Source organism: Ectopseudomonas khazarica, assembly GCF_017915135.1.
Taxonomy (GTDB): Bacteria; Pseudomonadota; Gammaproteobacteria; order Pseudomonadales; family Pseudomonadaceae; genus Aquipseudomonas; species Aquipseudomonas khazarica.
This window is the reverse complement of sequence record NZ_CP068551.1, coordinates 3,053,393-3,077,548: the sequence shown is the minus strand read 5'-3', so window position 1 is coordinate 3,077,548 and position 24,156 is coordinate 3,053,393. Positions and strand designations below refer to the sequence as shown.

The 24,156-nt window shown below is 67.2% G+C and carries 26 protein-coding genes; 14 read left to right on the top strand and 12 right to left on the bottom strand.

Annotation, left to right across the window (positions count from 1 at the left end):
- Positions 1–109 precede the first annotated feature (109 nt).
- The 3 genes from JLK41_RS14680 to JLK41_RS14670 all read left to right on the top strand — a co-directional run bounded on the left by JLK41_RS14680 (position 110) and on the right by JLK41_RS14670 (position 1,782).
- Positions 110–718: a DUF2846 domain-containing protein gene (locus tag JLK41_RS14680; RefSeq protein ID WP_047591144.1), complete on the top strand. Its 609-nt coding sequence runs from the start codon at positions 110–112 to the stop codon at positions 716–718.
- Positions 719–807: 89 nt separating this feature from the next.
- Complete coding sequence (locus tag JLK41_RS14675; protein ID WP_047591142.1) at positions 808–1,389, top strand: DJ-1/PfpI family protein; 582 nt, start codon at positions 808–810, stop codon at positions 1,387–1,389.
- 90 nt (positions 1,390–1,479) lie between these two features.
- Positions 1,480–1,782 (top strand): ribbon-helix-helix domain-containing protein, encoded by a 303-nt coding sequence (locus JLK41_RS14670; protein ID WP_037048108.1) that lies wholly within the window; start codon positions 1,480–1,482, stop codon positions 1,780–1,782.
- A 244-nt stretch (positions 1,783–2,026) separates the two neighbouring features.
- Here JLK41_RS14670 and JLK41_RS14665 read toward each other — a convergent pair whose 3' ends face one another.
- Genes JLK41_RS14665 through JLK41_RS14635 form a run of 7 tightly spaced genes read right to left on the bottom strand, consistent with a single transcriptional unit; the run spans position 2,027 to position 8,414 of the window.
- Positions 2,027–3,505 carry a sensor histidine kinase gene (locus tag JLK41_RS14665; RefSeq protein ID WP_179554304.1) on the bottom strand — a complete coding sequence of 493 codons (1,479 nt, stop codon included), beginning with the start codon at positions 3,503–3,505 and terminating at the stop codon, positions 2,027–2,029.
- Entirely contained in the window at positions 3,502–4,158 is a 657-nt protein-coding gene (locus tag JLK41_RS14660) for a response regulator transcription factor (protein ID WP_037048103.1), read from the bottom strand. Before JLK41_RS14660 ends, JLK41_RS14665 begins: the two co-directional genes overlap by 4 nt.
- Positions 4,159–4,177: 19 nt before the next feature.
- Positions 4,178–4,828 carry a tetratricopeptide repeat protein gene (locus JLK41_RS14655; protein WP_052178376.1) on the bottom strand — a complete coding sequence of 217 codons (651 nt, stop codon included), beginning with the start codon at positions 4,826–4,828 and terminating at the stop codon, positions 4,178–4,180.
- Positions 4,829–4,840: 12 nt separating this feature from the next.
- On the bottom strand, positions 4,841–5,632 hold the full coding sequence (locus JLK41_RS14650; RefSeq protein WP_210389233.1) for an SDR family oxidoreductase: 792 nt from the start codon (positions 5,630–5,632) through the stop codon (positions 4,841–4,843).
- Positions 5,633–5,636: 4 nt separating this feature from the next.
- Positions 5,637–6,296, bottom strand: a complete 660-nt coding sequence (locus JLK41_RS14645; RefSeq protein ID WP_210389232.1) for an iron-containing redox enzyme family protein — start codon at positions 6,294–6,296, stop codon at positions 5,637–5,639.
- Positions 6,293–7,741 carry an AMP-binding protein gene (locus JLK41_RS14640; protein ID WP_210389231.1) on the bottom strand — a complete coding sequence of 483 codons (1,449 nt, stop codon included), beginning with the start codon at positions 7,739–7,741 and terminating at the stop codon, positions 6,293–6,295. Before JLK41_RS14640 ends, JLK41_RS14645 begins: the two co-directional genes overlap by 4 nt.
- Complete coding sequence (locus JLK41_RS14635) at positions 7,725–8,414, bottom strand: thermostable hemolysin (protein ID WP_037048097.1); 690 nt, start codon at positions 8,412–8,414, stop codon at positions 7,725–7,727. Before JLK41_RS14635 ends, JLK41_RS14640 begins: the two co-directional genes overlap by 17 nt.
- Positions 8,415–8,672: 258 nt before the next feature.
- Between JLK41_RS14635 and JLK41_RS14630 the strand changes: the two genes are divergently transcribed.
- Both JLK41_RS14630 and JLK41_RS14625 read left to right on the top strand, forming a co-directional pair.
- Complete coding sequence (locus JLK41_RS14630) at positions 8,673–9,521, top strand: tetratricopeptide repeat protein (RefSeq protein WP_210389230.1); 849 nt, start codon at positions 8,673–8,675, stop codon at positions 9,519–9,521.
- Between the two features lie 29 nt (positions 9,522–9,550).
- Positions 9,551–10,030 carry a YegJ family protein gene (locus tag JLK41_RS14625; protein WP_051800529.1) on the top strand — a complete coding sequence of 160 codons (480 nt, stop codon included), beginning with the start codon at positions 9,551–9,553 and terminating at the stop codon, positions 10,028–10,030.
- Between the two features lie 18 nt (positions 10,031–10,048).
- Here JLK41_RS14625 and JLK41_RS14620 read toward each other — a convergent pair whose 3' ends face one another.
- Positions 10,049–10,447, bottom strand: a complete 399-nt coding sequence (locus tag JLK41_RS14620) for a nuclear transport factor 2 family protein (RefSeq protein WP_037048092.1) — start codon at positions 10,445–10,447, stop codon at positions 10,049–10,051.
- Positions 10,448–10,559: 112 nt separating this feature from the next.
- Between JLK41_RS14620 and JLK41_RS14615 the strand changes: the two genes are divergently transcribed.
- Genes JLK41_RS14615 through zapE form a run of 3 tightly spaced genes read left to right on the top strand, consistent with a single transcriptional unit; the run spans position 10,560 to position 13,146 of the window.
- Entirely contained in the window at positions 10,560–11,150 is a 591-nt protein-coding gene (locus JLK41_RS14615; protein WP_037048089.1) for an acetyltransferase, read from the top strand.
- Entirely contained in the window at positions 11,147–12,031 is an 885-nt protein-coding gene (locus JLK41_RS14610) for a carbon-nitrogen hydrolase family protein (RefSeq protein WP_150609955.1), read from the top strand. The genes JLK41_RS14615 and JLK41_RS14610 overlap by 4 nt, the downstream gene beginning before the upstream one ends.
- The gene (gene zapE, locus JLK41_RS14605; RefSeq protein WP_244976426.1) at positions 12,028–13,146 is read left to right on the top strand and encodes a cell division protein ZapE; all 1,119 of its coding nucleotides are present in this window, start codon (positions 12,028–12,030) and stop codon (positions 13,144–13,146) included. Before JLK41_RS14610 ends, zapE begins: the two co-directional genes overlap by 4 nt.
- Here the strand turns inward: zapE and JLK41_RS14600 are convergent, their stop codons facing one another.
- Positions 13,147–13,695: a cysteine hydrolase family protein gene (locus tag JLK41_RS14600; RefSeq protein WP_210389229.1), complete on the bottom strand. Its 549-nt coding sequence runs from the start codon at positions 13,693–13,695 to the stop codon at positions 13,147–13,149.
- A gap of 94 nt (positions 13,696–13,789) precedes the next feature.
- Here JLK41_RS14600 and JLK41_RS14595 point away from each other — a divergent pair, with 94 nt between their 5' ends.
- Positions 13,790–14,764 carry a GlxA family transcriptional regulator gene (locus tag JLK41_RS14595; protein ID WP_152488873.1) on the top strand — a complete coding sequence of 325 codons (975 nt, stop codon included), beginning with the start codon at positions 13,790–13,792 and terminating at the stop codon, positions 14,762–14,764.
- Between the two features lie 191 nt (positions 14,765–14,955).
- Positions 14,956–16,314 carry a D-serine ammonia-lyase gene (gene dsdA, locus JLK41_RS14590; protein WP_210389228.1) on the top strand — a complete coding sequence of 453 codons (1,359 nt, stop codon included), beginning with the start codon at positions 14,956–14,958 and terminating at the stop codon, positions 16,312–16,314.
- A gap of 67 nt (positions 16,315–16,381) precedes the next feature.
- On the opposite strand, the gene JLK41_RS14585 is transcribed toward dsdA, so the two are convergent.
- Positions 16,382–17,905 carry a fumarate hydratase gene (locus JLK41_RS14585; protein WP_037048077.1) on the bottom strand — a complete coding sequence of 508 codons (1,524 nt, stop codon included), beginning with the start codon at positions 17,903–17,905 and terminating at the stop codon, positions 16,382–16,384.
- A 300-nt stretch (positions 17,906–18,205) separates the two neighbouring features.
- On the opposite strand from JLK41_RS14585, the gene JLK41_RS14580 reads away from it, so the two are divergent.
- The 4 genes from JLK41_RS14580 to JLK41_RS14565 all read left to right on the top strand — a co-directional run bounded on the left by JLK41_RS14580 (position 18,206) and on the right by JLK41_RS14565 (position 21,672).
- A complete protein-coding gene (locus tag JLK41_RS14580; protein ID WP_037048075.1) occupies positions 18,206–19,333 on the top strand; it encodes a GGDEF domain-containing protein in 1,128 nt (375 codons plus the stop codon).
- Positions 19,326–20,264 carry an iron-sulfur-binding ferredoxin reductase gene (locus JLK41_RS14575; protein WP_210389227.1) on the top strand — a complete coding sequence of 313 codons (939 nt, stop codon included), beginning with the start codon at positions 19,326–19,328 and terminating at the stop codon, positions 20,262–20,264. Before JLK41_RS14580 ends, JLK41_RS14575 begins: the two co-directional genes overlap by 8 nt.
- Before the next feature lie 53 nt (positions 20,265–20,317).
- Complete coding sequence (locus JLK41_RS14570; RefSeq protein ID WP_037048071.1) at positions 20,318–21,091, top strand: enoyl-CoA hydratase; 774 nt, start codon at positions 20,318–20,320, stop codon at positions 21,089–21,091.
- A 113-nt stretch (positions 21,092–21,204) separates the two neighbouring features.
- A complete protein-coding gene (locus JLK41_RS14565; RefSeq protein ID WP_210389226.1) occupies positions 21,205–21,672 on the top strand; it encodes a GNAT family N-acetyltransferase in 468 nt (155 codons plus the stop codon).
- Between the two features lie 42 nt (positions 21,673–21,714).
- Here the strand turns inward: JLK41_RS14565 and pyk are convergent, their stop codons facing one another.
- Positions 21,715–23,166 (bottom strand): pyruvate kinase, encoded by a 1,452-nt coding sequence (gene pyk, locus JLK41_RS14560; protein ID WP_047592946.1) that lies wholly within the window; start codon positions 23,164–23,166, stop codon positions 21,715–21,717.
- A 71-nt stretch (positions 23,167–23,237) separates the two neighbouring features.
- Complete coding sequence (locus tag JLK41_RS14555) at positions 23,238–24,146, bottom strand: universal stress protein (RefSeq protein WP_210389225.1); 909 nt, start codon at positions 24,144–24,146, stop codon at positions 23,238–23,240.
- Between the last annotated feature and the right edge of the window lie 10 nt (positions 24,147–24,156).

Here is a 24,156-nt window from a genome sequence, read left to right as displayed (position 1 = left end):
TGCTTGCGGCCGCTGGCGCATCGGCGAGGTACCGGGCCGCACTTTCGTCGGGTGCCGTCGGCAGGCACTGCGGCTAAGCTCGACGCATCATCATCAGAAGGAATGACCGATGCGTCGTCTGCTGTCGTCGCTGCCCATCGTCCTGCTTGCCGCCTGTTCCACGCCTGGGGCCTTCTTCGGCGCCACCGAGGGTGAAGTCTTCGAGCCGCATGTGCTCAGCGACGAGAATCGCGCCCTGGTCTACCTCTATCGCCCGCGCAACGATTGGGCCGACCAGGAACTGGAGGCGCCGGGGCTGTTTCTCGACAACCAGCTGATCGGCAGCCTGCCGAGCAACGGCTACCTGGCATTCGAATTCGAGGCGGCCAACTACAAGCTGGAAATGCGCCGGCCACTGGCGGGCAGCTTCTGGACCTTGCTGGCCGACGGCCCGCTGGATTTCACCCTGATCTCCAGCTTCACCCTGGATGCTGCCGTCGGCGGCACCTACTACCTGCGTTACGACGAGGACGGCCCGCCACCACAGGGCGGGGCGCTGCAGAGTGGCGGCGATGGCCCCTTGCAACTGGTCTCGGCCGAGTTGGCGCAGCACGAACTCGGGGCGACCCGCCTGGTGCAGCCGATGGCCCGCATCGCCGCCAGCCACCAGGAGCCGGAGCGACCGCAGCGTGGTTTCTGGCGCTCGATCGGCGAAGCGCTGGACAAGGTCGGTATCTGATCGCGTCGGGGAGTAGTACCCGGTTGTTACCTGTCGGAAGCTTTAGGGGCGAATAATGGCCTCGTTCAACCTACCTTCAGGAGACGATCATGGCTGCCAAGAAAATTCTCATGCTGGTCGGCGACTACGCCGAGGACTACGAAACCATGGTGCCGTTCCAGGCCCTGCAGATGGTCGGTCACACGGTGCATGCGGTGTGCCCGGGCAAGGTCGCGGGGCAGACGGTGCGAACCGCCATCCACGACTTCGAGGGCGACCAGACCTACAGCGAGAAGCCCGGGCACAACTTTGCCCTGAACCATGACTTCGACAAGGTCCGCGCCGAGGATTACGACGCGCTGCTGGTGCCCGGTGGCCGTGCGCCCGAATACCTGCGACTGAATGCGGACGTCGTCGCCCTGGTCAAGGCGTTCGCCAGCGCGGACAAGCCCATCGCTGCGGTTTGCCACGGCCCGCAACTGCTGGCGGCCGCCGGTGTGCTGGAAGGACGCGAGTGCAGCGCCTACCCGGCCTGTGCGCCGGAGGTGGGGCTGTCTGGCGGCACCTACGTGGATATTCCGGTGGACCAGGCGCACGTGCAGGGCAAGCTGGTCACGGCGCCGGCCTGGCCTGCGCATCCGGCCTGGCTGGCGGCGTTTCTCAAGGTGCTGGGGACGGAAATCCGTCTGTAGCGCAACGTGGCCCGGAGCGGATTCGGGGTGCATCATGGCGCCATTCCCCGAACGCATCCGGGCCGCAACGCCCGAGAGGAGACAGCGCCGATGTGCGAACTCTATGTGAAGGCCGATCCGATTCTCTACGAGTCGCGCTCACGCTCGCTGCGCATTCGTGGCGTGGTCACCACCTTGCGCCTGGAGAACCAGTTCTGGGACATCCTGCGTGAAATCGCCGAAGTCGATGGCATGACCACCAACCAGCTGATCACCAAGCTCTACGAAGAGGTCATGGACCTGCGTGGCGAGGTGGTCAACTTCGCCTCGTTCCTGCGCGTCAGCTGCACCCGCTACCTGGCGCAGAAGGCCGGGCGGCAGGTGCCGTTGCGGGTGGTGGGCGCGGGCAGCTGAATCAGGGGTACATCCAGAAGTTCGGATGCGCTTCCGCGGGTGTGTCGGCGGTTTGCCGGGCGGGACGGGACGACTGCAGGAAACGTTTGATCAGGCTCATGTCTGGGGCTCCTGGGTGATGGGACGAACAAGCGGCCATGATCGGTGTGGCAGTCTCATTGAGAAACTGGATTGTTTCTATGCTGGCAATTATCAATGGCTATGCCTGAGCGATTGCCCGCCACTTCAGCGGGCAACCGGCGCCTCAGACCAGGCGTCGAGGCAGGCGTACGCTGACCTGCAAGCCACCGAGCGCCGAGTCTTCCAGGCTGATGCTGCCCTGATGCAACTCCACCACCCGGCGTACGATGGACAGCCCCAGCCCCGCACCCTGGCCGTCGCCAAGACGAAAGAAGCGTTCGAACAGGCGCTCGCGCAGTTCCGCCGGTACCCCGGGGCCGCTGTCCTGCACCTGCAGCACCAGCGCCTGCGCGCTGGCCAGCAACTGGACCTGGATGCAGCCACCCGCGGGTGTGTACTGCACTGCGTTGCTCACCAGGTTCTGCAGCAGAATACCCAGGCTTGGCGCGTCGGCGACGAGGTCGTAGTCGCCCTGATCGTCGGCTTCCAGGACCAGGTCCTGCTGGCGGTTCAGGGCCAGCGGGGTGAGTTCGGCCAGTTCGCTGCGCAGAAACGCCAGCAGGTCCGTCTTGCCCATGCTCAGGCGCACGCTGTTGGGGTCGAGGCGCGCCAGGGTCAGCAACTGGGCCACCACGCGGGTGGCGCGGTCGACACCGCCGGCCAGCTGGCGCAGGGCTTCGTCGCGGTCAGCGGCATCCGGCGCTTCCAGGGCGTTCTGCGCGTGGATACGCAGCACCGCCAGCGGCGTGCGCAGTTCGTGCGCGGCATCGGCGATGAAGCGTTTTTCCTGCTCCAGCAACTGGTTGACCTGCAGCAGCAGGCGGTTGAGCGCGGCGGCCATCGGTTCCAGTTCGTTGGGCAGCGGCGGGAAGACCAGCGGCGACAGGTTGTCTGGTGCCCGGCCACGAATGGCGTCGGCCATGCGCTGCAGGGGGCTGAGCCCCCAGCCGACCGCCAGCCACAGCAACAGCCCGACCAGCGGCAGGCCGATCAGCAACGGCTGCAGGCTGCGCTGGGCGATCTTGCCGATCAGCTCGCCGCGCACATCCTCGCGTTCGCCGGCCAGTACCCAGTGGTAGTCGCGGCTGTCATGCAGGACGAATACCCGCCAGCGATGCTCGCCGATGTTCAGCGTGTGGTAGCCGATCAGGTAGCGGGCCAGCTGCGCCAGGCGCTCGCGCATCGGCTGTTCGCCATCGGGCAGGGCCAGGCCGAGCTGCTCGATCATGTCGTTGAGCAACCCCGGCGGGGCGCTGGCGGACTGGAACAGCAGCTCGCCATCGTCGTCGAGCATCTGGAAGGCCAGCTTGCCTTCGTATTCGTGACCGAGCAGGTTCTCCGGGTTGCGCGCGCTGTGCAGCAGCAGCGCCTCGTCGAGCACCGTCTGCATCTCGCGGCGCCCGCTCTCGTCGAGGTCGTGGCGTACCAGCCCCATCAGCAGGCGCGCGGTCTGCGACAGCTGGGCGTCGAACAGCTCGCGTACCTCGTGCACGGAGTCGTTGTAGATCTTGTGGCTGATCAGGCCGAAGCTGGCGGCGAGCATCAGCAGCAACAGAACCAGCAGGCGGGTGCGGATGGAGCCGAAGGTCTTCAGCACCCTCATTTGTCCACCAGATAACCGACGCCACGCACGGTGCGGATCAGCTCCGGGAAGAACTTCTTGCGCAGGTGGTGCACGTGCACTTCCAGGGCGTTGCTTTCCACTTCCTCGTCCCAGCCATACAGCGCCTGCTGCAGCTTGTCGCGGGTCAGCACGCGGCCGGGCTGGATCAGCAATTCGTGCAGGAGGAGGAATTCCTTGCGTGGCAGGTTCACGGTCTGGCCCTGGTACTCGACCATCTGGCTGGCCGGGTCGAGGCGCACGCCGCGGTATTCCAGTGCCGGTTGCGGGCGCTGGAAACTGCGCCGCAACAAGGCCCGCAGGCGCGCCTTGAGTTCGGCCACGTCGAATGGCTTGACCAGGTAATCGTCGGCGCCGGCATCGAGCCCGGCGATGCGGTCGCCGGTGGCATCGCGGGCGGTGAGGATCAGCACCGGCACCGGGTTGGCGGCGGCCCGCAGGTGCTTGAGCACCTGCAGGCCGTCCATGCGCGGCAGACCGAGGTCGAGGATGACCAGTTCGAAGCTTTCGTGGCTCAGGGCGTGCAGGGCGCTGGCGCCGTCCTGCAGCCAGTCCACGGTGTAGCCCTCGGGTTTCAGCGCGGTACGAATGCCTTCGCCCAGGGCCGGGTCGTCTTCGACGAGAAGAATGCGCATGGCAGCTCCTGCAGATGAATTACTTGAGTTTACCCTCGACCTGCTGCAAAAGCGCCTGGGCTTCCGCGCGGCGTCCCTTGTCAGCCAGTTCGCGGCCTGGACGGTCCTTGGCGGCCAGGGCTTTCTGCAGCGCGCCACGGGCTTCTGTGTAGCGCTTCTTGCGCTGCAGGTAGTCAGCGTAGAAGTAGTTCGGGTCGATGCCGTCGGGGTTGATCGCCAGGGCCTGCTTGAGCAGTTTCTCGGCTTCGTCGTCGTCACCGAAACCGATCGGCCAGCCGGGCACCTGGTAGTACAGGCTGCCAAGGCTGGTGTAGGCCGAGCCGGCCAGTGCCTGCGGGTCGATCGCCAGGGCCTGCTCCAGGCTGGACTTGGCCTGCTTGACCAGGCTCAGCGCGCCGAGGCCACCCTTGGCGCCAGCCTGGGTGCTGAGGATGATGCCGCGCCAGATCAGCAGCTCCGGCGCCTTGGGTTCGCCGGCCAGGGCTGCGTCGGCCTGCGTGACCAGCTTGCCGAAGGCTTCTTCGCGCTGCTTCTCCGGCAACTGGTAGTTGATCTCGGCCCAGCGCGTCTGCAACTGGTGCAGCTGGGTCTGGCCGCCCTCGCTCAGGGCGAAGGCGGGCAGGGCGGCACAGCCGAGCGCGGCGATGATCAGGGTGCGAAATGCGTTCACGGGGCAATCTCCTCAGTGCTTGTGACGGGCGAAGCGTTGAATGATCGGCAACTGCTTGCGCAGGGCCTGGTCGACCACCCGCGGCAGCAGGCCGTTGAGGCGCACGAACAGGCGCTCGGGCCAACCCAGGTAACGTTCTTCCTGCTCGTGGCGAATGGCCTGGAGCAGTTCGCCGGCGACCTGCTCGGGGTCGTCCATGGCCACCCCCAACTCGTCGTTCATCGCCACCACGCTGGGCGCGTTCATCGGCGTGCGGGTGGCCCGTGGCGCGAAGTAGAGGACGCCGACGTTGGTGTCGGCCAGTTCGCGGCGCAGTGCTTCGGAGAAACCGCGCAGGGCGAACTTGCTCGCGCAGTAGGCGGCGAAGCCCGGGTAGCCGATGGTGCCGAAGGTGGAGCCGACGTTGATCAGCAGGGCCCGGCGCTGTGCCCGCAGCAGTGGCAGCAGGCGCTGGGTCAGCTGCAGCGTGGCGGTGACGTTGAGACCGATCAGCTCGGCGATCTGCTGCTCGTCCTGCTGGTCGAGCAGGCCGAAGCGATTGACCCCGGCCGCGTTGATCAGGCAGTTGAGCCCGCCGAAGTTCTGCGCCGCGGCGACCAGCGCATCCCGCCCGGCCCGTGTGCCGATGTCGGCCTGGACCAGCTGGATCTGTTGCGGAAAGCGCTTGAGCAGCGGCTCCAGCGGCTCCAGGCGGCGGCCGGCCAGCAGCAGGTGGGCCCCATCACTGGCCAGGCGCTCGGCCAGGGCCTGGCCGATGCCACCACTGGCACCGGTGAGCAGGGCGCGGCAGTCCGTTGGTTGCATGGCGTCACTCCTCCGTGGACAGCGGCAGGCTGCGGAACATGTCGCCGTACAGGCGGTAGACCACCTTGGCGGTGTGCACCACGGCGGCCTTGTCGTCGTCGTTGTCCAGGCGGTTCATCAGCTTCTTGAAGAACTCGATGTGCTCCAGGTCCAGGCTGCCGTGGGAGTTGAGGTAGCTGAACGCCTTGTTCGGCAGTTGCAGCTTGTCCTGGATGATGCCGGCCGCCTGGGTGGCCAGGGCGATGCTGGTGCCTTCGAGGACGTTGACCATGCCGAAGAAACTCACCGGGTTGTGTCGGGCGATGCGGTCGTAGACATAGGCCACCATCAGTTCGGTGGGCAGGCGCGGGGTGCCGTTGCGCACCGCCTCCTGATCGGCGCCACAGGCGGCGATGTCGTTGAGTACCCACTCCTGGTGGCCGTACTCCTCCTCGATGTACTCGGCGATGGCCTCGCGCAGCCACTCCAGACGCTCCGGCAGGCGCGCGCCGCAGGCCATCAGCAGCGGCACGGTGTGCTTGACGTGGTGGTAGGCCTCGGTGAGGAAGGCGATGTAGCTGTGCAGGGCGACCTGGCCGGTCATCGCCTGCTGGATGATCGGTGCGCCGAGCAGGTAGTCGCGTTCGACCTGGGTCTGGGCCAGCAGGGATTCGTAGAAACTCATGCGTGTACTCCTTCGGCCATCAGTTGGGCGATGGCGGCTTGGTAATGGTTGAACAGGGCAGGGCGGCGCAGGCGACCGTTGGCCGTGGCCAGGTCGTTGCTCGCGCTGAAAGGCGTGTCGGCGCGCAGCCAGTGGTGCACGCGGGCGTAGTCCGGCAGTTCCTGGTTGACCGCGTCCACGGCCGCCTGCAACTGCGCGTCGGGGGTGTTGGCAAAGCGTGGCACCAGCACGGCGACGTTCGCCGGCAGCGCCTCGCCATGCAGCCAGGCCTGGGCAATGGGCAGTTGCTGGACCAGCTCGGATTCGACCCACTCCGGGTTGACGTTGCGCCCGTAAGCGGTGATGAACTGATGCTTCTTGCGCCCGTGCAGCACCAGGAAACCCTGCTCGAAATGGCCGAGGTCACCACTGCCCAGCCATTCGCCTTGCGGCGCCGGCTCGCCGAGGTAACCGAGCATGCGTGCGCCCTTCACCAGCACCTCGCCGTCGTCTGCCAGCCTGACCTGCAGGTGCCCGAGCGGCTTGCCGGTGCTGCCGATGCGGCGCGCTTGCGGGGTATTGAGGCAGACCACCGAGGCGCACTCGGACAGGCCGTAGCCCTCGAAGATCGGCAGCTCCAGCGCGTCGGCACGTTCCAGCAGCTGCGCGGAGACCCGGCCGCCACCGACCGCGACGAAGCGCAGCGAGCCCGGCACCGGCAGCCTGCGCTCGGCCGCGCTGACCAGCGCCAGCAACAGCTGCGGCAGCAGGATCAGGCTGTTCGGCTGGGCTGCCTGCAGCGCCTGGAGAAAACGCGCCAGGTCGAAGCCGCTGGCGCCGCTCAGGCCGATCCGCGCCATGGGCATCAGTTCCACCCGGGCGCCGGCCAGCAGCGGCGCATAGACGCCGGCGATGTTCTCCAGCAGGGTGGCCAGCGGCAGGATGCACAGGTGCCGCTGCACGTCACGGCTGGCGCTGGCCTCGACCAGGCTGCCGGCCACCGCCAGTTGCGTGGCCAGGTCCAGGCACACGCCCTTGGGCTGGCCGGTGGTGCCGGAGGTGTAGGTGATCTTGCAGGTGCCGGGGTGCAGCTCGGCCGCGTGCGCCACGCTGCGGCGATGGATGTCACCCTCCAGGCTGGCGAAACCGGGCGCACCGGCGCCGATCAGCAGGTCGATGCCGGCGCTGTCCAGCACGTGGCGCTGCTGGTCGGCGGAAAAGAACGCCGGCAGCGGTACGCAGACCAGGCCGGCATGCAGCGTTGCCAGGTCCCACAGCACCCAGTCGATGCCGTTGTCCAGGGCCAGGGCCACGCGCTGTGCACCCAGCTCGCGCAGGTGCCGGCTGCGGCTGGCCACGGCTGCCAGCAGGCCGTCGTAGGTCAGCTCGTGGCCATCCTCGGCCAGCGCCGTGCGCGGGCCGAAGGTGGCCATGCACGCGAACAGGGATTCAGCTGCAGACCACATCGGGCATGTCCTCCAGGGCATAGAGCGGTTGATGGCCGAGGCGCGGATAGGCGCCCAGCTGCAGCAGACGCTGATGACCGCCATGGATGTCGCCGGCCATGACCAGCGGGCGGTTGTCGTAGTAACGGCCCCAGTCGGCCAGTTCCTCGCCCATGCGCGCCGGATCGGCCTCGCCCAGCGCGATGGGGGTCAGCCCCAGGCGCTGAAAGCTGTTGAGCAGTGTCGGTGTGCCGGTGAAGGTGACCCAGCGAAACCCCAGGGCCACCAGCAGGTCGGTCAGGGCGACGATCAGCAGACGCGCGGCACCCGGGCTGTCGGCAGCCAGGTTGCCCACCTCCACGACCTCGCCGCGGCCAGGCTGGGCGTGGCCCAGGCGTGCGCCGATGGCGTGCTGGATCGGTTCGTCCAGGTAGCGTTCGAGAAACAGCGGGCCGCTGCTGCCGCTGCGCACGCCGACGGCGCCGAGCAGTTGCCCGGCCTGGTTTTCCAGGCCGAACAGGCAGGGCATGAAGTGCCGGATATGTGCGTCGTACTGCACTTCGAAGCGCTGGCGGATGAACTGCTCCAGCGCCGCGCGGCGGGCACTGTCGGGAGAAGCCAGGTGAAGTTCGTAACTGTCGCCACGACCGATGCGGGCAACGGGACGATCATGATGCGCCCAAGGTAGTTCCATGTGTGGAACCTCGCTGATGAACCTGGGAGCGATTGTGTGGAGCCTGGCTTAACGTTGTATTAAGTGATGGAAAAACGCGGGATCACCCGCAAAGGGCGGCGGTGGACGGAGGGGCGGCAGGGGCATGAAGGTGATCACAGTTTGTGCCACTATCGGGCCTGCAACTCTGCTAAAGACTTGCCATGCCCGGAGCACGGTGCTTTGCTGGCCGGCATTCGTGCGCAGACGACACACGACTTCAGATCAAGGATGACCCCCATGCCTGCAAGGCTCATTGCCCGGCGCAGCCTGTTCGCCTGCCTCCTGGCGCTGTTCGCTTCCACCTGCCAGGCGGCTGTGGTGGAGTGCTCGCTGAACACCGACCGATCACAGTTTGGCTCGCAGTTGGAGCTGGCCATCGATGGCGATGCCTGTGCCCAGTTCAGCGTCGGCTTCCTGTTCTATACGCAGCAGGAGTACGAGCAGAGTCGGCTCTGGTATGCCAGTGCGGCAGAGCAAGGTGTCACCCGCGCGGCATTCGAACTCGCCTTGCTGTACCGCGACCATCTGCTGGACGATCCTGGCGCTGAGCGGGTGCGCTGGATGAGCATGGCAGCCGAGCAGGGGCTGGTGCATGCGCAGATCGAGCTGGCGATCGACTACATGGAGAATCCTGGCGATAGCGCTGAGCGGGTCAGGGTCATGTCCTGGCTGGAACAGGCCGCGCAGCAGGGCGACGTCAAAGCCATGTACCTGCTGGGATGGCTCTACGGGAACGACGCCTCGGGCGTTCAGGACATGGCCAGCGACGACGAGCTGGGCATGCACTTCAGTCTGGCCGACGACAAGGCGCTGTACTGGACCTGCCAGGCGGCCGAGAGGGATGATGCCGACGCGCAGATGAGCCTCAGCGATGCCTACAGCTACGGGCGTGGCACCCGCGTCAACCAGGTGCAACGGCGGCTGTGGCTGGAGCGCGCGGCCAGCAACGGCAGCGAGGAGGCCCGTCAGTGGCTGGATACCAGCGACATGGCCTGGTACAGCCGCCTGGAGCGCTGGGTGAAATGGCAACTGGTGGATGAGACGGCGCGTTGCCCGGACGAGGCAATGGCGGCGTTCAGCGAATAGAACAGGCAACTGGCAGGGAGGGAATCCGCATGCGTATCCAACTGGTTTCTGCGTTGTGCGCGCTGAGTCTGGCCGCTCTGGGCGTCCAGGCACGTGACACCAACGAGGTGGTCACCGCCGATCGCCAGGATGCGGCCATTGCCGCCGCGGTGCGCGAGGCGCAGCGTACCCTGGATGACTTCCTGCAACTGGCCGCCGCGCCCCCTGCCGGCACCCAGGGGTTCCGGGTGCAGGTCATGGTCGAGGACGAACATGGCATCGAGACGTTCTGGATCACGCACTTTCGTGTGCTCGATCAGGGCTTCGTCGGCGAGGTGGCCAACGAGCCCCGTGTGGTCAAGAGCGTGACCTGGGGGCAGCAGCTGCGCTTCAGCCGCGAGCAGATCACCGACTGGGGCTACCTGCGCAACGGCCGCCAGGTGGGCAGCTTCACGGTCTGTGCACTGTTCAAGCAGATGCCCGCCGAGCAGGCGGCGTACTACCGCGAGGAGCACGGTTTCGACTGCTGAACGCCCGGCACGCGGCGCTCAACCCACCTGCGCGACCCAGTCGCCCAGGTTGTAGTAGTTGCTGATGCGCGCGACCTTGCCGGCCCTGATCTCGAAGAAGGCGCCGGCCGGCAGCACGTAGGTCTGCCCACTCGCCGGCGGCAGGCCTTCGTCGTCGGCCAGGTATTCGCCGTGGACCACGAATTCGGCTGCGGCGCGGTCGCCGCCGGCGTTCTGCATGATCACGATGTCGCTCAGGCGCTCGCGGTAGCAGCGGTTCATCTTGTCCATGAAGGCGGCGAAGGTGGCCTTGCCGACCTGGCGCTCACCCTGGTTGATGTCGTGCACCACGTCGTCGGCCAGCAGGTCGAGGAAGGCGGGCATGTCCCCGGCGTTGAACGCGTCGTAGTAGGCCTGCACCAGTTCGGTGGCGGTCATGGCTAAGTTCCTTTCGTAGCGTGGTTAGTGGTTTGTCGGCTCGCATGATAAGTTCGCCCCTTCTCGTCGGCATAGCCGCCGGCGTCATCCTGCTGCTGGCGAACGACTGCCGATGGACATCGAATTGCTCCAGGGGCCGCAGATAGCCCCCCACATCGAAGACCTGGCGCGCCTGCGCATCACGGTCTTCCGCGATTTTCCCTACCTCTACGACGGCAGCCTCGACTACGAGGCCGAGTACCTCGACACCTATGTGCGCAGCGCGGGCAGCCTGTGCGTGCTGGTGCGCGACGCGGGACGGGTGGTGGGGGCGTCCACGGGGCTGCCGCTGGTCGACGAGAGCGAAGCCTTTCAGCGCCCCTTCATCGCCGGCGGCTGGGACCCGGCACGCCTGTTCTACTGCGCCGAGTCAGTGCTGTTGCCGGCCTGGCGCGGGCGCGGCCTGGGCGTGCGTTTCTTCGCCGAGCGCGAGGCCCATGCGCGGCGCCTGGGGCATATCGACTGGTGTACCTTCTGCGCGGTGCAGCGAGCGGTCGACCACCCGCGGCGCCCCGAGGGTTATCAGCCGCTGGACGAATTCTGGAAGCGCCGTGGCTATCGCCACCACCCGGAACTGCATACCGAATACCACTGGTGCGACCTGGACGAGACCGAGGAATCGGCCAAGCCCATGTCGTTCTGGCTCAAGGAGCTTGTTGCATGATCAAGGTTGCCGCCTGTCAGTACCACATCGACCTGTTGCCGAGCTGGGAGGCCTATGCCGACCACCTCACCGCACTCTGCGAGGAGGCGGCCGGGCAGGGCGCCGACCTGCTGCTGCTGCCCGAGTACGCCGGGCTGGTGCTGACCGGCCTGTTGCCCGAGGCCGAGCGCGGTGACCTGCACGGCTCCATCGCCGGCATCCAGCCGTTGCTGCCGCGCTGGCTGGCGCTGTGCGAGCAGCTGGCGCGACGCCTGAACGTCCATCTGATGCCGGGCTCGGTGGCGGTGCTGGACGATGATGGCGTCTATCGCAACCGGGCCTGGTTGTTCGGCCCGCAGGGCAACCTGGGTTCTCAGGACAAGCTGATCATGACCCGCTTCGAGGTCGAGCACTGGCACATCGCTGCCGGCAATGGCCTCAAGGTGTTCGACACGGCGCTGGGCAAGCTGGGCATCCTGATCTGCTACGACAACGAATTCCCGCTGCTGGCGCATACCCTGGCCGAGGCCGGCGTGGACCTGATCCTGGCGCCGAGCTGCACCGATACGGTCGCCGGCTTCCACCGCGTGCGCATCGGCGCCCAGGCCCGCGCCCTGGAGAACCAGATCGCCGTGCTGCATTCACCCACCGTCGGCCTGGCGCCCTGGTCGCCGTCGCTGGACGAAGGCTACGGCCGCGCCTCGCTGTACGTGCCTTCGGACTACGGCATGCCGGCCAGCGGCATCGTGGCCGAGAGCGATGAGCTGTGCCCTGAGCGCAGCCACTGGCTGATCTGCGAGCTGGACCTGGACGAGGTGCGCCGCGTGCGCGAGCAGGGGCAGGTGTTCACGCGTCGCGACTGGCCGCGGCAGCTGGACGACGGTCGGCTGGTGCTGCGTTGACCGTCATCGAGCAGGCCCCGGCGGACTCGCCCCAGGCCGCGTACGAGCGGGCGCTGGCCAGCGGTTTCGTCGCCGATGCCGCGCAACAGCGTGCGGTCCTCGCGCTGCAGCATTGCCACGTCGCCCTGCAGCGTGGCGAGCAGCCAGCGGGCGTCTACCTCTGGGGCCCGGTCGGACGCGGCAAGACCTGGCTGATGGACAGCTTCTACAACAGCTTGCGGGTGCCGGCGCGGCGCCAGCATTTCCATCATTTCATGCAGTGGGTGCACCGCCGCCAGTTCCAGCTCACCGGCAATGCCGACCCGTTGCGCCTGCTGGCCGAGGAGCTGGGGCGCGAGGTGCGCGTGCTGTGCTTCGACGAGCTGTTCGTCAGCGACATCGGCGACGCCATGCTGCTCGGCCGCCTGCTCAGCCTGGTGGTGGAGCAGGGCGTGGTGCTGGTGACCACTTCCAACCAGCCACCCGAGCGCCTGTACGAGGGGGGCTACAACCGCGAGCGCTTCCTGCCTGCCATCGCCGCGCTCGAGCAGCACATGCAGGTGGTGGCGGTGGATGGCGACGAGGACCATCGCCTGCACCCCGGTGTGATCGCGCAGCGCTATTGGGTGCGGCAGCCGCAGGCGCTGGCCGAGGCCTTCGCCCGCTTGAGCGCGGGACAGGAGGTGGTGCAAGGGCCGCTGCAGCTGACGCACCGCTGCATCGCGACGCTGGGCCACAGCCCGGCGCTGCTGTGGTGCCGTTTCAGCGAGCTGTGCGAGCAGCCGCTGGCCGCCGCCGACTTCATCGAACTGTGCCAGGGACACACGGCGATCTTTCTCAGCGAGGTGCCGCGCCTGGGCGGGCCGCCACGTGAGGGGCGCATTGCCCGGGGTACCGAGGACGGCGCCGAGCGCGTCGACGCCGGCGACCGGCAGCTGCCGGCACTGGCGCGCAACGACGATGCGGTACGGCGTTTCATCGCCCTGGTCGACGAGTGCTACGACCGCCGCGTGGCGCTGTACATCGATGCCGAGGTGGCGCTGGATGAGCTGTACACCCAGGGCTACCTCGACTTCGCGTTCCAGCGCACCCGCAGCCGGCTGCATGAAATGCAGCTGCAGCGCTTCGGCAGCTGATCAGCCCGCCAGGTACTGCTCGGTCGACAGCACCTGGGCATAGGCGAAGGCCAGCGCGGCCATGTAGGCGGCATGCACCTCGGCGGCGCCGATCGATTGCCCCTCGAACGTCTGCTCGCGTGTCGCGCAGGCGTCGTGCACCACACAGGTGGCGTAGCCGAAGTCGCTGCTGGCGCGCGCCGCGGCATCGATGCACATATGGCTCATGGCGCCCACCAGGGTGACCTGTTCGATCGCGGCCTGATCGAGCAGGGCCTTGAGCTCGGTGTCGAGGAAGGCATTCACGCGGTGCTTGAGCACCACGGCTTCGCCGGCCAGTGGCTGCACGCTGGCGTGGATGCGCGCGCCGTCGGAGGCCGGGGTGAAGAAGGGCGCGTCGGCGCTCTGGAACTCGTGGCGGACGTGGATCACCAGGTCGCCGGCCTGGCGCGCCGCCTCGAGGATGCGCGCCGCGTTGCCCGCAGCCGCGTCCATGTCGTGCAGCGTCCACTTGCCGCCGTTGAAGTAGTCGTTCTGGATGTCGATCAGAATCAGGGCACGCTTGCTCATGTTGCTCTCCATGGGATGATGTGCAGCGAACATTAGCCGTCACGGCGCTGGCCCGGGATGGGCGTGGCCGACAATTTGCGGGGAGAAACTGACAATGAGCGGGCGCTGCCTGGAAATCGGGTTGTTGCTGTATCCCGGCGTGCAACTGGCGGCGGTGTACGGGCTGGGCGACCTGTTCGCGGTGGCCAACCGCATGGCGGCCAGCCCGGAGCGCGAGGGGCTGGGCCGCTTGCGGGTCAGTCACTGGCAGGCGGATGACGATGGCCAGGTCCGGCGGGTGTTCGACAGCCAGCCGCAGGCCGACGGCGCGCCGCAGGTGGTGGTGCTGCCGCCCTGCCTGGATGCCGCCGCCGGCTACGTGCTGCACAGCGCCTACCGCGACTGGCTGGCGCGCCTGCACGGCTCGGGCGTGACCCTGGCGTCGGTCTGCGCCGGCGCCTTTCCCCTGGCAGCCGCCGGCCTGCTCGACGGCCGCACGGTGACCACCCACTGGGCGCTGGCGGGAGAGTTGGCGCAGCGATACCCCAAGGTGCGGGTGCTGCCCGAGCGCATGGTGGTCGACGATGGCGACCTGGTCACCGCCGGCGGGTTGATGGCCTGGACCGACCTGGGACTGGCGCTGGTGACGCGCTTGCTGGGGCCGACCATCGCCGCGGAAACCGCGCGCTATCTGGTGGTGGACCTGAACCGTGAATCGCAGCGCCAGTTCAGCAGCTTCGTGCCCAGTTTCGATCATGGCGACGCGGCGGTATTGAGCGTCCAGCACTGGCTGCAGGGCCAGGCCATGGCCGATGCCAGCCTGAGCGGCATGGCCGAGCGCGCGGGCCTGGGCGAGCGCACGTTCCTGCGGCGCTTCCGTGCCGCCACGGGCCTGAAACCCACCGAGTATTGCCAGCAGGTGCGCGTGACCAGGGCGCGCGAGTTGCTGGAGTTCACCCGTCAGAGCATCGACCAGGTGGCCTGGCAGGTGGGTTATCGCGATGCGGGGGCGTTTCGCAAGGTGTTCACCCGCCTGGTGGGCGTGGCGCCGGGCGACTACCGGCGCCGCTTCGGCAGCGCGGCGCGCTAGAGCGAATCCTCGGCCGCCTTGCCGGCGAGGTTGGCGCGCGTCGGCATGGCGAGAATCTCCGGCAGCTCCTCGCGGGCGAAGACCTCGTGCAGGCGGCGCAGCCGTACCGCCGGTCGTTCAGCGGCCTTTGCCAGATCGGCTCGACCGTCGTCTAATGCCGGCTGTTCTCTGCCCTCGATGAGGAGTGCCCGATGATCCTTGGCAAGTCGCTCGCCCAATGGTGCGCGGAATACCCGCTGCTCGACGAGTTGATCGCGCTGCACGAAACCAGCTGGTTCAATCCGGGCGTGGCGCCTGTCGCGCAGGCACTGGCCGACGTCGGCCTGAGCGCCGCCGATGTAGCCGACGCCAGCGCACGGCTGAAGCGCTTCGCCCCTTATCTGGCGCGGGTGTTTCCGCAGACGGCAGGCAGTGGCGGCATCATCGAGTCGGACATCCTCGCCCTGCCGCGCATGCAGGCGTGGCTGAGCGAGCAGGGCGGCGGCGACGTCGGCGCGCTGTGGCTCAAGCGTGACAGTCATTTGCCGATCTCCGGCTCGATCAAGGCCCGTGGCGGCATCTACGAGGTGCTCAAGCACGCCGAGGAACTGGCCCTGGGCGCCGGACTGCTCGGTCTCGACGACGATTACGCCTGTCTCGACAGTGACGAGCTGCGTGCCTTTTTCGGCGGTTACCAGGTGGCGGTCGGCTCCACCGGCAATCTCGGCCTGTCGATCGGCATCATCAGCGCGCGGCTGGGTTTCCAGGCCACGGTGCACATGTCCGCCGATGCCCGGCAATGGAAGAAGGACAAGCTGCGTGCCCATGGCGTGAGCGTGGTCGAGTACGCCAGCGACTATAGCGTCGCCGTGGAGCAGGGGCGGCGCCAGGCCGAGGGCGACCCGCGTTGTCATTTCGTCGACGACGAGAACTCCAGGCACCTGTTCCTCGGCTACGCCGTGGCCGGTGAGCGCCTCAAGCAGCAGCTGGCGGCCGCCAGCGTCGTGGTCGATGCCGAGCATCCCTTGTTCGTCTACCTGCCGTGCGGCGTCGGTGGAGGGCCGGGCGGCGTGGCCTTCGGCCTGAAGCTGGCGTTTGGCGATGCGGTGCACTGCCTGTTCGCCGAGCCGACGCATTCTCCGTGCATGCTGCTGGGCGTCTACAGCGGCCGGCATGACGAACTGGCGGTGCAGGATTTCGCTATCGACAACCGCACGGCGGCCGATGGCCTGGCGGTTGGCAGGCCGTCCGGTTTCGTCGGACGTGCGATGCAGCGCCTGATCGACGGCTATTACACGGTCAGCGACGATCAGCTGTTCCGCTACCTGGCGCTGCTGGAGGAGACCGAGGGGCAGCGCCTGGAACCTTCCGCCCTGGCTGGCATGCCGGGGCCGTTGCGCGTGCTGGATGAACGGCAGGGCTATCGCCAGCGCATGGGCCTCACGCCGCAGCGCATGGCCCGGGCGACTCACCTGGTCTGGGCCACCGGCGGCAGCATGGTGCCGGAGGCGGAGATGGACAGTTACCAGGCGCGCGGCCGGCAACTGCTGGAGCGCGAACGCCACGCCTGAAAACGCAGAAGCCCGGCACGGGGCCGGGCTTCTCCTTGCAGCTTGCAGCGTATCGCTTGCGGCTGCCTTACTTCACTTCCACCGCCAGGCTTTCAGCGATCTTCTTGTTCCAGATCGCCGGGCCGGTGATGTGCACCGACTCGCCGTTGGTATCGACGGCGACGGTGACCGGCATGTCCTTGACCTCGAACTCGTAGATGGCTTCCATCCCCAGCTCGGGGAAGGCCAGCACCTTGGACTTCTTGATCGCCTGGGCCACGAGGTAAGCGGCACCACCGACAGCCATCAGGTACACGGCCTTGTTGTCCTTGATCGCGTCGATGGCGATCGGACCACGCTCGGACTTGCCGATCATGCCCAGCAGGCCGGTCTGTTCGAGGATCTGACGGGTGAACTTGTCCATGCGCGTGGCGGTCGTCGGACCTGCCGGGCCCACCACTTCGTCACCGACCGGATCGACCGGGCCGACGTAGTAGATGAAGCGGCCCTTCAGGTCCACCGGCAGCGTTTCGCCCTTGTTCAGCATGTCGACCATGCGCTTGTGCGCGGCGTCGCGGCCGGTGAGCATCTTGCCGTTGAGCAGGATGGTCTCGCCCGGCTTCCAGCTCTGCACGTCTTCCGGGGTGATCTCGTCGAGGTTGACGCGGCGTGCGCTCGGGCCGGCTTCCCAGACGATTTCCGGGTAGGCGTCCAGATCCGGCGCTTCCAGTTCGGCAGGGCCGGAACCGTCGAGCACGAAGTGGGCGTGACGGGTGGCGGCGCAGTTGGGGATCATGCACACCGGCAGGCTGGCGGCGTGGGTCGGGTAGTCCATGATCTTGACGTCGAGCACGGTGGTCAGGCCGCCCAGGCCCTGGGCGCCGATGCCCAGCTGGTTGACCTTCTCGAACAGCTCCAGACGCAGCTCTTCGATGCGGTTCTGCGGGCCGCGGGCCTGCAGTTCATGGATGTCGATGTGCTCCATCAGCACTTCCTTGGCCATGACCGCGGCTTTCTCGGCGGTGCCGCCGATGCCGATGCCGAGCATGCCCGGTGGGCACCAGCCGGCGCCCATGGTCGGCACGGTCTTCAGGACCCAGTCGACGATGGAGTCGGACGGGTTGAGCATGGCCATCTTCGACTTGTTCTCGGAGCCGCCGCCCTTGGCCGCGACGTCCACTTCCACCTTGTCACCGGGGACCAGCGAGTAGTGGATGACCGCCGGGGTGTTGTCCTTGGTGTTCTTCCTGCTACCTGCCGGGTCGGCCAGGATCGAAGCGCGCAGGACGTTTTCCGGCAGGTTGTAGGCGCGACGCACGCCTTCGTTGATCATGTCGTCGACGCTCATGGTGGCGCCGTCCCAGCGCACGTCCATGCCGACCTTGACGAACACGGTGACGATACCGGTGTCCTGGCAGATCGGGCGGTGGCCAGTGGCGCACATGCGCGAGTTGATCAGGATCTGCGCCATGGAGTCCTTGGCGGCCGGCGACTCTTCCTTCAGGTAGGCCTCGTGCATGGCCTGGATGAAGTCAACGGGGTGGTAATAGGAGATGAACTGCAGCGCGTCGGCGACGCTCTGGATCAGGTCGTCCTGCTTGATCACGGTCATTGGGGCGCTCCTCTATCAGGGAACATCTATGAGCACGCGCCGGGTCATGACCCGGCGCGACGGCGAAAAGGGCATCTCAAAAAACACCTCGCCGGCGTGTTCTGCACGGCGGCAGTCCTGCGCGCGCAGCGCGGTGTTTTTTCGAGGTGCCCCGAAAAGGCGCGGCAGTATACCGCGACGGCCGCGACCGGCACAGCCGCCGAAGGTCGATGGCAAAGGCGGCGGGTGCTTGTCAGCGGCCTAGGATTTTTGTGATCACAGGGGTAGAGTAAGGCGATATGCCATTATGGGACGGAGCCCATGAGCCCAAGCACTCCTCGGGGAACGCAGCGCAGCCTGCAGAGCCTGTTGCTCAAACGCTTCGCCATGGCCTTCAGCACGTACGTGATGATGGCGCTCGTCTGTTGGTTTGCCGTGTTCAACGGCCTCTTCATCGGTTCCGTATCGACCGCGGCCTGGCTGACGCTGGGCGTCATGGGCAGCCAGCTGGTGTTTCTCTGGCTGTTTCTGTCCGGGCGCAACCTGCGTTTCGACGACCCCAGCCTGACCGAGGCCCAGGTGCTGGTGGCGCTGGCCTGGCAGCCACCGGTACTGGCCTTCTTCGACACTGCGCGTGGCGTCCTCATGGTCTTCTACGTGCTGATCCTGCTGTTCGGTGTGTTCCAGTTGCCGCCCCGGGTGTTCGTGCGCTGCGCGCTGTTCGCCTTCTTCGGCTTCACCGCGATGGTGCTGATCGAGGCCTACCGCATGCTGCTGGTGGACCCGAGCATGGCCTGGCTGCAGGTCTGGGTGCTGTTCATCCTGCTGGTCTGGCTGTGCCTGTTCTCCAGCTACGTGCAGGCGATGCGCAAGCGGGTGCGTCAGCGTCGTTTCGCCCTGCAGGCGCACCAGGACACCCTGCGCGGGATGATGCGGCAGCTGGAGGACCTGGTGGCCACCGACGAACTCACCGGGCTGTTCAACCGCCGGCATTTCCTGCGCCTGGCCGCACGCGAGCTGGAGAACATGGGGCCCGGACGGCAGCATGGCCTGGCGCTGATCGATCTGGACCATTTCAAGCGAATCAACGATGCTCACGGTCACGCTGCCGGTGACCGGGTTCTGCAGACCTTCGCCGCAGTCGCCCGCGCCTGTCTGCGTGATGGTGATGTCATTGCCCGCTACGGCGGTGAGGAGTTCGTCCTGTTGTTGCCCAATACCGATGCCGATCAGTTCACGGCCTGCTGCGAGCGTCTGCGCGAGGCCTTCGCCAGCGCCGAGCCGGTTGGCGTGGTGGTCGACAACCTGAGCCTTTCCGCCGGCATGACCCTGCTGCTCGCCGGGGACGAACTCGATGAAGCCCTGCAGCGCGCCGACCAGGCGCTCTACCAGGCCAAGCGCGGTGGCCGCAACCGTTGCGATGCCAGCTGGGAGCGTGCGGGTGCCTGAGCTGCGCGTGGGGGATCGGCAGTTGCAGGTCGCTGGCCAGAGCAACCTTCTCGATGCGCTGCTCGGTGGTGGTGTGGCGGTGCCCTACAGCTGCCGCGCGGGCAGTTGCCATGCCTGCATGGTGCGTTGCCTGAACGGGGAACCGCTGGATCGTCGGCCGGAGGCGCTGGCCGCGGACAAGCGTGCGCAGGGCTGGCGCCTGGCCTGCCAGTGCCAGGTGGTGGGCGATCTCGAGGTGGAGCCCTTCGATCCGCAGCGCGATGGCCTGGCGGCCAGGGTCGTTGCGCTCGACTGGCCGAGCCCGCAGGTCCTGCGCCTGCGCCTCGAACCGGCCAGGCCGCTGCGCTATCGCCCCGGCCAGCACCTGGTGCTCTGGACCGAGCAGGGGGTAGCGCGTCCCTATTCGCTGGCCAGCGTGCCCGGCGAGGACGACTGGCTGGAGTTCCACATCGATTGCCGCCTGCCTGGCGCCTTCTGCGACGCTGCCCGTCGGCTGCAGCTCGGCGATGGCCTGAGGCTGGGGGAGCTGCGTGGCGGGGCGCTGCACTACGATGCCGACTGGCAGGCACGGCCACTCTGGCTACTGGCCGCCGGCACCGGGCTGGCGCCGTTGTACGGTGTGTTGCGAGAGGCGCTGCGCGAACAGCACCAGGGGGCTATCCGCCTGCTGCACGTGGCGCACGAGGCGGCCGAGCACTACCTGGCTGACGAGTTGCAGGCACTGGCGCAACAGCATGCGAATCTGCAGGTCAGCCTGGTGACGGCGGCGCAGTTGCCGGCTGCTTTGGCCGAACTGCGCCTTGTTTCGCGACAGACCCTCGCCTTACTCTGCGGCCATCCTGAGACGGTCGAAAGTTTCTCGCGACGCCTCTACATGGCCGGTCTGCCGCGCAGCCAGATGCTTGCCGACGTCTTCCTACCCCGCGCCTGAGGTGTACGCCGCCTCCGGCCTGCAGCACGCCAGCCAAGGCCCCGGAGCATTGCATGAACGAACATCTGCATATCGAACGTGATGGTGGTCTGTTGACCCTGCGCATGCAGCGCCCGGACAAGAAGAATGCCCTGACCCGCGCCATGTACGCCGGCATGGCCGAGGTGCTGGACGCAGCCGAGCGCGACGCCAGCGTGCGCGTGGTGCTGCTGACCGGTGGCGAGACCTGCTTCACCAGTGGCAACGACGTCGCCGATTTCATCCAGGCGCCGCCCACCGGTCTGAACAGCGAAGTCTTCCAGTTCATGCGCGCCCTGTTCGATTTCAGCAAGCCGGTGGTCGCCGCCGTGGCCGGGCCTGCGGTCGGCATCGGCACCACCCTGTTGCTACATTGCGACCTGGTCTACGTCAGTGGCGATGCGCAGTTGAAGATGCCCTTCGTCAACCTTGGGCTGTGCCCCGAGTATGGCTCCAGCCTGATCCTGCCGCGCCTGCTGGGCCATGCGCGGGCGGCCGAGCTGCTGCTGCTTGGCCAGGGCTTCAGCGGGGAGCAGGCGGCCGCCTGGGGCATTGCCAATCAGGCGCTCGACGGTGGCGCGGCGACCCTGCGTGCGGCGCATGAGGCGGCGCTGCGTTTTCTCGATCTGGCCCCTTCGGCAGTCGCCGACAGCAAGCGCCTGATGCGTGCACCGGGGCGCGAAGAGCTGCGCAAGGTGATCGAGGAGGAGGGCGCACTGTTCGGCCAGCGCCTGCGTTCGCCCGAGGCCATCGAGGCGCTGTCGGCATTCATGCAACGCAGAAAGCCGGATTTCTCCCGGTTCGCCTGAGGCCCCTGGCCGGAGCACCGGCCCTGCTTGCCCCTGGCGTCGACGCGCCGGCTTCCCGAGAATGGTCGACCGTACGGCATGCGCCGTGATCGACCCGCCTTGAGGACGCGTACATGACAGACCTGGTGATCCGCGAAGCAGCCCCGGAGCAGGTGCCGCTCGAACTGCTGTTGCTGGCCGACCCGAACGAAAGCAAGGTGCGCGCCTATCTGCCCGGCTGCCGTTGCTTCATCGCCGTGCAGAACGAGCAGATACTGGGTGCCTGCGCGGTTACCCGGCCTGTGCATGGGGTGGCGGAGCTGATGAGCATCGCTGTCTGCGCACGCCAGCAGCGCAGTGGTGTCGGCAGTCGATTGCTGCGGGCAGTGATCGATGCCGTGCGCGATTCCGGCGCCCGTGCGCTGGAGGTCGGAACCGGCAGCTTCGGCTACCAGTTGACGTTCTATCAGCGCCAGGGTTTTCGCGTCACGGCCATCGACCGTGATTTCTTCGTGCGCCATTACCCGCAGCCGATCCACGAGGAAGGCATCCAGCTGCGGGACATGCTGCGGCTGACGCTGGAGTTTGCCGAGCAGGCATGAAAAAGGCCGCTCGATGAGCGGCCTTTCCGGTTCAGCTGTGGGTCACACCATCTGATCGCCGACGTGGAGGATCTTCATGGTGTTGGTGCCGCCGGTGCCATGGTAGCTGTCGCCCTTGGTCAGGATGACCCAGTCGCCCGGTTCCACCACGCCACGCTTGAGCAGCTCGTCCACCGCGGCCTGGCTGACCTTGTTGGCCGGCAGCGAGGCGGGGTCGAACGGCACGGTGTAGACGCCGCGGAACAGCGCCACGCGAGCCTGGGTGTCGCGGTGCGGGGTGAAGGCGAAGATCGGGATGTGCGAGCGGATGCGCGACATGATCAGCGGGCTGTAGCCACTCTCGGTCAGGCTGATGATGGCCTTGACGCCAGGGAAGTGGTTGGCGGTGTACATGGTCGCCAGGGCCACGCTCTCGTCGCAGCGCTCGAAGGTACGGCCCAGGCGGTGGCTGGACTTCTGGCTGGTGGGGTGCTTCTCGGCACCCAGGCAGACGCGGGCCATGGCCTGCACGGCTTCCACCGGGTACTCGCCGGCGGCGCTCTCGGCCGACAGCATCACCGCATCGGTGTAGTCCAGCGCGGCGTTGGCCACGTCGGACACTTCGGCGCGGGTCGGCATCGGGCTGTGGATCATCGACTCCATCATCTGCGTGGCGGTGATCACCGCTTTGTTCAGACGACGGGCGTGGGCGATGATCTTCTTCTGGATGCCGACCAGTTCGGCGTCGCCGATTTCCACGGCGAGGTCGCCACGGGCCACCATCACCGCGTCACTGGCGCGGATCAGGCCGTCGAGGGCTTCGTCGTCGGCCACCGCTTCGGCGCGCTCGATCTTGGCCACCAGCCAGGCGCTGCCGCCGGCTTCGCTCAGCAGGCGACGAGCGTATTCCATATCGGCAGCGTCACGCGGGAAGGACACGGCCAGGTAGTCCAGCTCCATTTCGGCGGCGACCTTGATGTCGGCCTTGTCCTTGTCGGTCAGGGCAGGGGCAGTGAGGCCGCCGCCACGGCGGTTGATGCCCTTGTTGTCGGACAGCGGGCCGCCGATCAGCACGCGGCAGTGCAGTTCGTCGGCACCCTTGAGTTCGACGCGCATGACCACGCGACCATCATCGAGCAGCAGGTCATCACCGACGTCGCAGTCCTGGATCAGCGCCGGGTAGTCGATACCGACCACGTCCTGGTTGCCGGCGGTGCGCGAGTGGCTGGAGGACAGGCGGAACAGGTCGCCATCCTTCAGTTCGATACGCTTGTTCTCGAACTTGGCGATGCGGATCTTCGGCCCTTGCAGGTCACCGAGCAGGGCGACGTGACGACCGTGCTTGGCCGCCAGTTCACGGACCAGGGCAGCACGCGCCTTGTGGTCATCCGGCGTGCCGTGGGAGAAGTTCAGGCGGGCCACGTCGAGGCCGGCGATGATCAGTTGCTCCAGCACTTCCGGCGAGCTGCTGGCCGGGCCCAGGGTGGCGACGATTTTGGTGCGGCGAAAGGTCATGCACGAACTCCCTAGTGAACGATGTCGGGGAGGCTACTACGGCGCCAGGCTGTAGTCATTGTTCCTGTGCACTACCCTTTGCCCGCCGGCTTGATCACCAGCAAGTCGCATTCGACCCGCTCCAGCACCCGTTCCGCCGTGTGACCGATCAGCAGGCTGTCCAGATGCCCACGGGCGATGGCGCCCATCAGCAGCAGACCGATATTGTGCTCGCGCACGAACTGCGGGATGACCTCTTCGGCGAAACCGTCCAGCAGGTGAGCGTGCCCGGGGTCGATGGCGTGCCGGGCGATCAGCGCATCGAACGCCTGGCGATGCTCGTGATGGCACTGGGTCACGTAGTCTTCATATTCCTGCGCTACTTCGGCGTCGAACATCAGCGAACGCGGCAGCGGGGCCTGGGCATGCAGATAGTGGGCGTCCAGGCCCAGCCGGGCCTGCAGTGCCTGGCTGGCGGCGATCAGTTGATGGTCGAGGGCGGCGGGCTTGTCGGCGCTATGCAGCGGGTCGAGCGCGACGCACAGGTTGCTGCCTCGCGGTGCGGCGTCGTGCACCAGCCACAACGGCACCGGGCAGCGGCGGATCAGCTGCCAGCTGGCGTCGCCGAACAGCAGGCGGCGCAGGGCGTTGCCAGGGTGGGCCGAGGTGAACAGGATGTCCGGTTGCAGCACGGCGACGCGGGCGAGGATCTCCTCATGGCGGTGTTTGCTCCAGCGCACGTCCACCTCGATCTTGAGGCCTTCCTGGCTCAGGTGGGCGACGCTGGCCAGCAGGTCGGCATGGCGCTGCTGCACGAGGGTGTCGCGGATGCGCTGGAACAGGTGGCCGTCGAGCAGGCCGCCGTCGAGTTTCGGGTGGTAGTCGACCTGCAGCAGGTGCAACTCGGCCCCGGTCTGCCGGGCCAGCTCGGCGGCGCGCAGCAGGGCGGGCTGTTCTGCGTGTTCGGTGTCGATGACGACCAGCAGTCTTTGCAGTTTCATGGCAGCGTCC